This window comes from Synechococcus sp. B60.1 (genome assembly GCF_047462555.1).
Lineage (GTDB): Bacteria > Cyanobacteriota > Cyanobacteriia > Thermostichales > Thermostichaceae > Thermostichus.
The window spans coordinates 16,888-27,618 of record NZ_JANSJN010000025.1 but is presented as its reverse complement, the minus strand read 5'-3'; the positions used below and the strand labels follow the sequence as shown (position 1 = coordinate 27,618).

Here is a 10,731-nt window from a genome sequence, read left to right as displayed (position 1 = left end):
AGAAGAAGAGACAAAAGCTCTGCTGTCAAGCGGGTGAGGAAACCCCACCCGCCTACGCGGTGGGGTAGTTCATGTGGCAATATCAACCTCAGCGTCGCTCAGAGAGCTGGCTGGATGCCATCACAGATGCGCGAACTCAGCTTGAATTGGCCCTCGAAGATAGCCCCAGCTTGAGGGGATATCTCGGCCTTTCCGGAGACTTGTCCCTATGCTTTGGAGCTGGCCTTGGCAGAAGATTGACTGTCAAGCCCCTCTCCTTTTGGCAGAGGCAACTCAGAGATCGCTGGATATTAGAGGATAAAGCCCTCTCAGCACTTTCAAGCAGAAGCCCGCCCTTGCCAACTGCGCATCTTGCCGGGGTTAAGCAATCCATAGGGATCCACTTCTTCCTTAAAACGGAGCTGGCGCGGATCCATCACTTTGCGACCCCCCTCTTCGATGATGAAAGTGTGGGGATTGGCGATGAAGACTCCCTGCGCCTCGTGATAGCGCATGATCTCGTTGAGGCGTTCTTCCGTTGTAAAGCGCACAATTTGCAGGCCGACCGGGGTAGCCTGCCCCCGGATGCGAATCCACTCCAGGTGCATCAGCACTTCGTCGCCAAAGTGCTCGTACAGGTGCTGCACCACCTTCAGCTCCCGATCGGGCGGAAAAATCGATTGTAGATAGGTCAAATTGGGATCCACGCTGCGGCAGTGCAGGGTGGTGTGGTTCCAAGAGAATTCCCCCAGTGAGATCCCCTTGCTGGCCTCCTGAGCCGTTTTGTTGTAGACCACCTGGCCGCCATGCTCCCGAATGAGCTCCAGCAACGGCTCTAGGCTGTACTCGGCCACCATCAACAGGGCCACGGCGGATCCCTGGGGCAAGTAGTCCTGCAAGGGGACGAAGTAGCGAGGGATCGGCCAGGCGTGCAGGCTGATGAGTTTCTTCAGGATCCCATCTGCCTCGGCCAGAGCCTGGCCAAAGTGGGCGCAGGGCATAAACCCCCCCTCCGGCGGGAAGGCCACCACCAGCTCCGCCCAAGGATAGGCCGGCGCCAAGGGAATCTCCACCTCGGTGATGATCCCGTTGAGGCCCCAGGCATGGCTGACTTTAAACACGTCGTCTCCCCGCAGCTCCAGGGCCCGCGGCTCCTCTTCGACTGTAATCACCCGCAGCCCTAAGATGTTGCCCCGATCCAGCAGTTGGCCGTAGGTCACAGAGCCGATGCCGCCGCTACCGCCGGCAATGAACCCCCCAATAGTGGCGGTGCGGTAGGTGGAAGGGGCCATACGGATCTCCCAGCCCAGCTCGCGGGTGTGTTTGTCGATGGCCATCAGCTTGGCCCCCGCCTGTACCCGCGCCAAGCCCGGCTTGGCCCAGATTACCTGGTTGAGCTTGCTTATGTCCAGGATCACACCGCCAGCTAGGGGGATGCACTGGCCATAGTTACCGGTACCGGCGCCGCGCACGGTCAGGGGTACTCTCCACTTGGCACAGGCCGCCGCCACCCGCATCACTTCTGCTTCATCGGCAGGGCGCACCACCACTTCCCCGCGCTTGTTGCTCAACTGGCGGCTGAGCACAGGGCTGTAGTGGTAAAAGTCCAGCGACAACTTGGCAACTTGCGCCGGATCGGTGATGGTTTCAAGGTCGGCCAGCTCAGAAAGCAAGGCCTGCAATTTTCCAGAAGCAGCAACGGTCATAGGGATCCCCAATTGGATAGCAGGCTACTTAGACTCCATTGTCTGTGCAAAGGGCCGGCAGAAAGGCTCACCAGAGACAGAAAACGCCTCTCCAGGGGATCCCGGCCCGTCCCGAGCATCAGCCGAAGCGGCCCTCTACGTAGTCTTTGGTCGCCTCTTTGGCAGGGCTGTTGAAGATCACCTCCGTTCGGTCGAACTCCACCAGTTCGCCCACGCGGTTGGATCCCACCAGCTCCACGCTGAAGAAAGCCGTCATGTCCGAGACGCGGCTGGCCTGCTGCATGTTGTGGGTGACGATAATGATGGTATAGTCCTGCTTCAGCTCCTTCATCAGCTCCTCGATACGGCGGGTGGAGATGGGATCCAAAGCCGAGCAGGGCTCGTCCATGAGGATGACATCCGGCTGTACCGCCAGGGCGCGGGCAATACACAAACGCTGCTGCTGCCCCCCAGACAAAGACTGGCCATTTTCTTTCAACTTGTCTTTCACCTCATCCCAAAGGGCGGCCCGCTTGAGCGAAGTTTCCACCACCTCGTCCAAGTCCACTTTCATCCCCAGCACCCGCGGGCCATAGGCAACGTTGTCGTAGATGCTCTTGGGAAAAGGGTTGGGCTTCTGGAACACCATGCCAATCCGCCGCCGCACCGCCACCGGATCCACATTCTCGGCGTAGAGGTCTTTGCCGCGGTAGGTAAGCTTGCCCTCAACACGCGCCCCCGGGATCAGGTCGTTGGTGCGGTTAAAGCAGCGCAGGATGGTACTTTTGCCACAGCCAGAAGGCCCGATAAAAGCCGTAATTTGCCGGGCAGGAATATCCATGGTGACGTTTTTCACCGCCAGGTTCGAGCCATAGTAGACGCTCAGGTTTTCCGTTCGGAAGACGTAGGTGGTTGAGTTAGCAGATTGAGTTTTCATGATCCCACTCGCAGAAAGTTCGTCAAGAGGCTAATTCACACCTGGCCGCTGTCCGACAAGGCTTAAACTATCTTCTGGCTTTGTAGACCAGGAAGCGGGCCAGCAAGCTGGCTGCCAAAACAATGGCCAGCAGCACCAGGGCTCCTGCCCATGCCAGCTCCTGCTGCACCTTGAAGGGAATAATTGAGAAGAAGTAAACCATCACCGGCAGGGTAGCCACCGGTCCAAACAGGTTGGTTGACCAGAAATTGTTGTTGAAGGAAGTAAAAAGTAGAGGTGCTGCCTCGCCGGCAGCCCGCGCCAAGGCCAAGATCAAGCCTGTTACAATGGCCGGAGCTGCTGCCGGTAGGACAATCCGCATTGTGGTCTGAAAGCGAGTGGCCCCCAGGCCAACCGAAGCCAAACGCATATCCGGCGACACCAAAAGCAGTGCCTCTTCCGTAGAGCGGATGACAATGGGCAGCATCAACACGCCCAGGGCAACTCCCCCCGAAAAAGCCGAGAAGCCGGATCCCCGCACCACCAAAGCGTAGGCAAACAGGCCGCAGAGAATGGCCGGCACGCCCGTGAGCACGTTACAGGAGAACTTGACCAAGTAGGCCAAGCGGCTGCCGCGGCCAAACTCCGACAGGTAAACGGCCGCTAGGATCCCGAAGGGAAAGCTCAAAGCCGCCCCCGTGGCCAGAACCAATACGCTGCCGACGATAGCGTGGCCAAACCCCCCCTCTGCTAACCCTGGAGCCGGGTAGCGAGTCTCGGTGAGGACGTCCCAGCTTATCCTCTGGATGCCCTCCTTACCGATGTCCCACAGCACCCAAGATAGGGCAGCTATGATGGCGGCCACAAACAGTCCGCTCAGCAGCGTCAAGGCAATGCTCGTGTATCTCCGCAGGGGGGCAACAGCGGCACGGCTAATGTCGATCTCCTCAGGAACAAGCTGGGCTGACTGGGACATGATGACGAGGCTCCTCGGTTACTGCTCCAAGTTTTGAAACTTGCGGATGATGATCTCGGCCATGACGTTAACCAACAGGGTCAGCACCATCAACACCACACCGGCATACATAAGGGCCGACACCTGCAGGCGTCCTGCCTCGCCAAACTGGGAAGCAATCAAGCCGGTAATGGTGGATCCTGGCTGCAGCAGGGAGATGTTGATGCGGTTGGCGTTGCCGGAAATCATCGCTGCCACCATGGTCTCCCCCAAGGCCCGTCCCAATGCCAGCATGATCGAGCTGACAATGCCCGACAGGCCCGCCGGGATCATCACCGTCAAGATCGTCTCCCAGCGGGTAGCTCCCAACGCCAAGGCGCCCTCTTTGAGGCCCCGGGGCAGCGATTCAAGGGTGCTGCGGGTGATGGAAATGATGATGGGGGAAATCATGATCCCCAGCACCATGGCCACCAGCAGCAAACTGGGGCCACGGGGGGCAGGACCCCCAAGGAGAGGAATCCACCCCAGCGTCTGATTGATGGCTCGGAAGATGGGCCGCACCGCCGGGATGAGCACAAAGATGCCCCATAGCCCCAGCACCACACTGGGAATGGCCACGATCAGCTCAATGGCAAAGGCAATCGGCGCCGTTATCCACTTGGGGGCAAAATCTTCCGTCAAGAAAATGGCGGTGCCGATGCCCAAAGGAATGGCAAAAATCAGGGCCACCAGAGAGGTCATCAAACTGCCGTAGATCTGGGGCAACACCCCATAGATGTTTTCCACCGGGTTCCAGCGGCTGGTGACCAGAAAGCCCAAGCCAAACTGGCGCATGGCCGGCAGGGCTGCCTCAGTGGTCTGCACGATCACCCAAATGAGAATGATGCCGGCAAACCCTGCCAGCACCAAAGTTAGGCGGACAAAACCCACGTCGAGGGCGCGGGAAACATCCATTTTCTTTTCAATAGCAACATCCGTTGATAAGTCGTAGTCTCTGGCTGCCGAAGTCATAGGATCCCCGCTGTGGCAATTCTACTGGTGGGCAGATTGTGGCAAAACCTCCCTCACCCTACATTCCATCGGTGTTACAGTTGTCTGTGTCCTGGCCAACAGTGAACACCAAAAGCTTGTTGGACTCAGACTGGTGACAACGTCAAAAGTCAGTGCCGACAGATCTTTTGCTTGCCAAAAATGAGCAAAGCGGCAAGCCAGTAGCCAACAGGAAGAGCACAGCCTCTTGTTGACCACTGGCTCTCAACTAACACCTTTCAACAGGACAGCAACTCATCGCTTCGCGTTGGGGTTGACCTTGATCTTATCCAGCTCGGCAAAGATCCGCTGGATGGCCGGCTCCGGCATGGGGATGTAGTCCAGTTCTTTGGTGATGGCTTGGCCCTCTGGCCCCTGCGTCCACTTGATGGCTTCCACCAGCTTCTTCAGCTTTTGCTCGTCAGGATATTCACGGTAGAGCATCACCCAGAACAAACCAACGATGGGGTAGTCGTCAGGCCCTTCGGGATCCGGCACCAGCAGGGCAAAATTTTCGGGCAGGGGAGCGTTGAGGGCAGAAGTAGCCCGCTCAGGAGAAAACTCGACAATCTTGCCCGCTTTGTTTTCTATGCGAGCAGTAGTCAGTTGCTCCAGCTTGGCAAAGGACTGGTTCACATAGCCAATCGCCCCTGGCTCCTGCTTGATGGTGGCGGCTACCCCTTCGTTGCCCTGGGCACCGATGCCAACCGGCCACTCCACCGTGGTTCCCACGCCGCCCTTCCAGTTGGGGCAAGCAGCGTTGAGGTGGTTGCTGAACACGAAGGTCGTCCCAGAGCCGTCGGAGCGGTGCACCCAGGTGATGTCCAGCGCGGGCAGCCGACTTGCCAGGTTGGGGTTTTGGGCCTTGATGCGAATGTCGTCCCAGCGGGTGATTTCGCCGGTAACAATGCCACAGTAGGTTTCCCGCTTGAGCACGAGCTCTTTGTCGCCGATGCCGGGCAGGTTGTAGGCAAATTCAATGGCGCCCCCCGCCAGAGGCAGTTGCAGGGGCTCGTAGCCGTATTTCTCTTTGAAGCTCTTGTAGCGAGAGGCGTTGTACTTTTCGGTCATCGGGCCCTCGGAAGCACCGAAGTCCACCGTGCCGTTGATGTATTGCTCCAGACCGGCACCGCTCCCAACAGACTGGTAGCTGACTTGCACATTGGGATCTACGGTGCGATTGTAGGCATCAAACCAGCGCTGCAGCAGCGGCGCAGCGAAGGTAGCACCTGCGCCAGAGATTTGCACGGTTTGGGCTTGGGCCGGGGCCAGCGCCAGGACTCCCACCGCCAAAGCCGCGACAGAAGAAACAGAAGCAGAGAGCAGAGATCGCATAAGAAAGAAATGTCTGATTTTAATCGACGCCTATAACCCTACAACCTCAAGGTTAAGAGTAGAATATGTTAAGGTTAAGTTTAGGTTAAACCAGAAGAAAAAGTCGGTGTCTTTCTAAATGAGGTGATTGCTATGAGATCTTGATTTTTTACCTGGTGATTTGCTTGGGTTTAGATAGCAGTAAAAAATGATCCTGGAGCTCAGGATCTGTGAAAAGCTTATTTTGCAAGGCTTTTAGCTTGTCTTAGACTTGGCTAGATGACCTCGATCCAAATAAAAGATGATGCTGGCCAGCCAGGAAAAAAGTTTGAACAGAAGATAAGTTGCGCAGAACCTAGAGCAGAAAGCTGCCCCAAATCTTGCCAAGCTTATATAGGCTTATGTAGGGTTCAATGTGTCCAGAAGAGCCCCCGCCAGAACTTCTTTCTTGCTTTTGCGGAGAGCGTTGAGTTGGCTAGAAGAGTAACCTCAGCACTCTAGACGTCAAGCAGCTCCTCAAGTTCCCCGACCAGAGGGGAAAGGGGGAGGTCTAAGCCGGGATCCGCCCGCCGCCCATCAGGTACAGCAAAGCCATGCGCACCGCAACGCCGTGGGCAACTTGCCGCTCGATGAGGTTGAGGCTGGGATCCTCCATCACTTCAGAACTCAGTTCCACGCCGCGGTTGACCGGGCCGGGGTGGAGAACCCTCACCTCGGGGTGGCACAGGCGCAGCCGCTGCTGGGTGAGGCCGAAAAGGTGGTGGTATTCCTGCAGGCTGGGGATGAGGAATTCGCTCATCCGCTCCCGTTGCAGGCGCAGGGCGATGACGAAGCGGGCTCCTGCTAGGGCCGGCTCCAACTGCCAGTGCACCGGCAGAGTATGGCCGGGCACAAACTGGGCAAAGTCTTTGGGCAACAGGGTGGGCGGGCCGGCCAAGTGGACGTCTGCGCCAGCGGCCACTAGAGCATAGATGTTGGAGCGGGCTACCCGCGAGTGGAGGATGTCGCCGACAATGGCCACCTTCACCCCCTGCAGCAGCTCGAGGCGAGGTCGCTGCGGATCCAGGTGGCTACAGAGGGTAAATAGATCCAGCAAACCTTGAGTGGGATGTTCGTGCAGGCCGTCCCCCGCATTTAGCACCCCCGCTGGGGATCCGCGGCGATTGATCTCGGCGGCCAACTGCTGCGGCACTCCGGCCTGGGCGTGGCGGACGATGAGCACGTCGGATCCCATGGCCAAAAAGGTGCGAGCCGTATCCAAAATGGTTTCCCCCTTGCTTAGCGAAGAGGTGCCGGGGGAAAAGTTGAGCACATCCGCTGACAGGCGCTTGGCCGCCAGCTCAAAGCTGTTGCGGGTGCGGGTGGAAGGCTCGAAAAACAGCGTCACCACCACCTTCCCCTGCAGGGTGGGCACCTTGGGCAGCCGCCGGGTCAGCACTTCCTGAAAGCTGGCGGCGGTTTGCAAAACAATTTGATACTCTTCGCGGGTAAAGTCCGCCAGCCCCAAGACATGTTGCCGCTGCCAAGCCATAGGGGATCCTCAAATGCCCAAGCGGGCAAAGATCTCGTCCAGGTGGGTGAGGTGCCGCCGCGGGTCAAAGCAGGCCTGCAGCTCCGCCTCGCTCAGGTGGGCCATCACCCTAGGATCCGCCAGCAGATTGGCGTGGAAATCTCCGCCGGCTTGGTTCCAGGCGCGGTGGGCGTTTTCCTGCACCAGGCGGTAGGCTTCCTCACGGCTCAAGCCCTTCTCCACCAAAGCCAAAAGCACCTGCTGGCTAAAGACAACACCACCGTAGAGGGTGAGGTTGCGCTCCATGTTGGCAGGGTAAACCTGCAGGTGGCGCACCAGATCTGCCATGTTGACCAGTAGGTAGTGGCAGAGGATGGAGGCATCGGGCAGGATGACCCGCTCTACAGAGCTATGGGAAATATCCCGCTCATGCCAAAGGGGAATGTTTTCCAGGGCCGAGACAGCATAGCCCCGCAAGAGGCGGGCAATTCCCGTCAGTTGTTCTGCTTTGATGGGGTTGCGCTTGTGGGGCATGGCGGAGGATCCCTTTTGGCCGGGGGCAAAGTACTCCTCAACCTCCAGCACCTCTGTCCGCTGGAGGTGGCGGATCTCGGTGGCAAAGCGCTCCAGAGAAGAGCCAATCAAAGCCAAGGTCTGCACATACTCGGCGTGGCGATCGCGGGAGATCACCTGCGTTGAGACAGTATCCGGTTTGAGGCCTAAGCGGGCGCAGGCCAACTGTTCCACCTGGGGGGGCACATTGGCGTAGGTACCCACGGCGCCGGAGATCTTGCCCACGGCGACCACCTCCCGCAGGCGTGTCAGGCGCTCCTGATGGCGCAGGCACTCGGCCAGCCAGCCGGCCAGCTTAAAGCCAAAGGTAATGGGCTCGGCATGGACGCCATGGGTGCGGCCCATCATCAGGGTGTAGCGGTGTCGGCGGGCCTGCTCACGCAAAGCAGCGATGAGGTCGGCCAGCCGAGCTTGCAAGATCTCAACCGAGGCTCCAAGCTGCAGGGCCAAGGCCGTGTCCAACACATCCGAGCTGGTCAAGCCCAGGTGGATGTAGCGCCCCGCCTCGCCCACATGCTCGTTGAGGTTGGTCAAGAAGGCAATAACATCGTGCTTGACTTCCGCCTCGATTGCCAAAACCCGCGCCGGGTCAAAGGCAGCTTTGGCTTTGATCTCCTGCAGAGCCTCTTGAGGGATCCGCCCCAGCTCCGCCTGCGCCTCACAGACGGCCAGCTCTACTTGTAGCCAGGTCTGGAGCTTGTGGGCGGTGGACCAAATCTGGCCCATTTCTGGCAGAGTGTAGCGCTCGATCAAGGTGCCTTTTCCGTCAGTACGATAGGATAAGCCAAGCTATTTTAGCTAATCCGCCTCTCATCCCGGGTCCAAAGCGGGGCTTCTCGGCGAGTTGGCCAAGTGCAAGGATGGCCCCTCTTGCGGGCAGTCTATACTGGACTGGGTTGGGATCCTCAGCGGGGCACGATGAAGCGGCGATGGGGAAGGGTGGCTCTGATGGGTTGCTTGGCGGCATTCCTGGCTCCTGCCCCCGCCCTCTCTTTGCCCACCTCCCCCCCTCCTCCTGAGAAGACCTCCACCCGAAGCCCTGCTTCCGAGTTTAACTGGCAGGGATCCCTCAAGTTGCTGCGCGGGGATCCGGTGGCGGCTTTGGCGGATCTGGATCGGGCAGTGGAGTTGGATCCCACCTATGCACCGGCCTACGTTAACCGCAGCTACGTTTACAACCAGTTGCGCCAGCCCCAAAAAGCCCTAGCCGATGCGGAGCGGGCCATCCAGTTGGATCCGGGGATCCCAGAGGCCTACTTTAGCCGCGGCGTGGCCCACCTGCAACTGGGGGAGCGAGAGGCTGCCATGGCTGACTTTCGCCAGGCGTTGGCTCTTTTTTCCCAAAGCGGCAACTTTGCTGACCAAGCCATCCTGCAGCAACTGTTGCGCCAGTTGGGGGTGGAGTAGTCGCCCTTGGATTGAATCTAGGGCCATCTCGGATTTAGACAAACTGAGGAGGCTCTCCCAACCACTCGGCCAGGGAAACTGCCTGGGCCTGCAGCCCGAAGACATGACAAAAAGATTGCACCAACACTGGGGCTACGGCAGCCATTGTTACCCCCGGACAAAACTGCACCAGGGATCCCACCGGGCGATCGGGGATCCCGCAGGGCACGATGGCCGCGAAGGCAGCCAGATCCGGACAGACGTTGAGGGCAAAGCCGTGGTAGGTAACCCAGCGGGAGACCTTGATGCCGATGGCCGCCACCTTGTGGCCTTGCACCCAAACCCCTGTCAGGCCAGGGAGCCGCTCCCCCCGCAGGCCAAAGTGGGCTACGGTCTGGATGAGCACCTCTTCTAGGTGGCGCAGGTAGCGGTGCAGATCCGGCTGGCCATGGGAGCCGTAGACAGTCCTATGGCGCTTTAGGTTCAGTAGGGCATAGCCCACCCACTGGCCCGGCCCGTGGTAGGTCACCTCGCCGCCCCGCTCCACCCGCAGAACCTCCGGCCCCTCAGGAGCAGGGGACTCTGGCTGAGTATCCGGAGATCCTATCCGTCCAGCCAGGCTTTTGAGAAACTTGGGATCGGCCCCTGCCCCCAGGGTGTAGACCGGCGGGTGGGTGAGCAACAAAAGCCCATCCGGCACCTCAGGATGGCGGATCATCCGGGCCAACCGGGCCTGCTGCCAAGCCCAAGCGGTGCGGTAGGGCACTTCTCCTGCCAGGTGAACTTGGAGAAGCGGCACAGGCTCAAGCCCCTGCAAAGCTCAGGCCACCGGTAAGTTGACCTGGGCCCGTAGCCGCTCGAGCAGAGCTCGGGGATGTAGCAGCCCTTCAATGCGGTCAACCGGCTTCCCGTCCTTAAACAGGATCAGGGTCGGCACGGCGTAGATCCCCCAGCGGGCAGCGATGTTGGGGTACTTTTCGGTGTCGACCTTAACAAAGGAGATGGCGTCCCCCACTTGGGGCTTCACCTGCTCCAACACCTGGGCCATGACCTGACAGGGACCACACCAGGTGGCGTAGAAATCCACCAGAATGGGAGTTTTGGATCCCTGGATCATGTCGTCAAAGCTTTTGAACTGCTGTTTGTGGGCCATGGGCGACCTCCGCAGGATGCTGTGGGAAAACTTAGAATGCAACCTATTTGCAGGCTAAATGTTTGAGATGGAAATGTGGGTAGAGATTCTGCGACCGCTTGCTGTCGGTTTCCCGGTAGGATGGCTAGGGCTTGGTTGGTACCTGTAGTCTAGGGGGCGGGCTGGACGGAAGGGGCAGGCTTTAGCAGGGCTTAACGATTGCAAGGAGTGGGATCCCGATGGCAACAATCC

At 59.0% G+C, this 10,731-nt stretch carries 10 protein-coding genes and 1 pseudogene; 2 read left to right on the top strand and 9 right to left on the bottom strand.

Annotation, left to right across the window (positions count from 1 at the left end):
- Nucleotides 1-71 precede the first annotated feature (71 nt).
- Nucleotides 72-131 (top strand): annotated as a pseudogene (locus NW863_RS04570) (DUF29 domain-containing protein); the annotation flags it as partial.
- Nucleotides 132-317: 186 nt separating this feature from the next.
- On the opposite strand, the gene NW863_RS04565 reads toward NW863_RS04570, so the two are convergent.
- The 7 genes from NW863_RS04565 to purB all read right to left on the bottom strand — a co-directional run bounded on the left by NW863_RS04565 (nt 318) and on the right by purB (nt 8,714).
- Nucleotides 318-1,685 (bottom strand): FAD-binding oxidoreductase, encoded by a 1,368-nt coding sequence (locus NW863_RS04565; RefSeq protein ID WP_414364786.1) that lies wholly within the window; start codon nt 1,683-1,685, stop codon nt 318-320.
- A gap of 118 nt (nt 1,686-1,803) precedes the next feature.
- Entirely contained in the window at nt 1,804-2,601 is a 798-nt protein-coding gene (gene pstB, locus NW863_RS04560) for a phosphate ABC transporter ATP-binding protein PstB (RefSeq protein ID WP_414364784.1), read from the bottom strand.
- A gap of 67 nt (nt 2,602-2,668) precedes the next feature.
- Entirely contained in the window at nt 2,669-3,556 is an 888-nt protein-coding gene (pstA, locus tag NW863_RS04555) for a phosphate ABC transporter permease PstA (protein WP_414364782.1), read from the bottom strand.
- An 18-nt stretch (nt 3,557-3,574) separates the two neighbouring features.
- Nucleotides 3,575-4,546 carry a phosphate ABC transporter permease subunit PstC gene (pstC, locus tag NW863_RS04550; protein ID WP_414364780.1) on the bottom strand — a complete coding sequence of 324 codons (972 nt, stop codon included), beginning with the start codon at nt 4,544-4,546 and terminating at the stop codon, nt 3,575-3,577.
- A gap of 273 nt (nt 4,547-4,819) precedes the next feature.
- A complete protein-coding gene (pstS, locus tag NW863_RS04545) occupies nt 4,820-5,899 on the bottom strand; it encodes a phosphate ABC transporter substrate-binding protein PstS (RefSeq protein ID WP_414364778.1) in 1,080 nt (359 codons plus the stop codon).
- Between the two features lie 529 nt (nt 5,900-6,428).
- Complete coding sequence (locus tag NW863_RS04540; RefSeq protein WP_414334980.1) at nt 6,429-7,409, bottom strand: aspartate carbamoyltransferase catalytic subunit; 981 nt, start codon at nt 7,407-7,409, stop codon at nt 6,429-6,431.
- 9 nt (nt 7,410-7,418) lie between these two features.
- Nucleotides 7,419-8,714, bottom strand: coding sequence for an adenylosuccinate lyase (gene purB / locus NW863_RS04535; protein WP_414364776.1), 1,296 nt, complete (start codon nt 8,712-8,714; stop codon nt 7,419-7,421).
- A gap of 117 nt (nt 8,715-8,831) precedes the next feature.
- On the opposite strand from purB, the gene NW863_RS04530 reads away from it, so the two are divergent.
- Nucleotides 8,832-9,368: a tetratricopeptide repeat protein gene (locus NW863_RS04530; protein ID WP_414364774.1), complete on the top strand. Its 537-nt coding sequence runs from the start codon at nt 8,832-8,834 to the stop codon at nt 9,366-9,368.
- A 34-nt stretch (nt 9,369-9,402) separates the two neighbouring features.
- Here the strand turns inward: NW863_RS04530 and lipB are convergent, their stop codons facing one another.
- Together lipB and trxA are read right to left on the bottom strand one after the other, a co-directional pair.
- Nucleotides 9,403-10,146: a lipoyl(octanoyl) transferase LipB gene (lipB, locus tag NW863_RS04525; RefSeq protein WP_414364772.1), complete on the bottom strand. Its 744-nt coding sequence runs from the start codon at nt 10,144-10,146 to the stop codon at nt 9,403-9,405.
- A gap of 21 nt (nt 10,147-10,167) precedes the next feature.
- A complete protein-coding gene (gene trxA / locus NW863_RS04520; protein WP_414334976.1) occupies nt 10,168-10,500 on the bottom strand; it encodes a thioredoxin in 333 nt (110 codons plus the stop codon).
- Nucleotides 10,501-10,731: the final 231 nt, after the last annotated feature.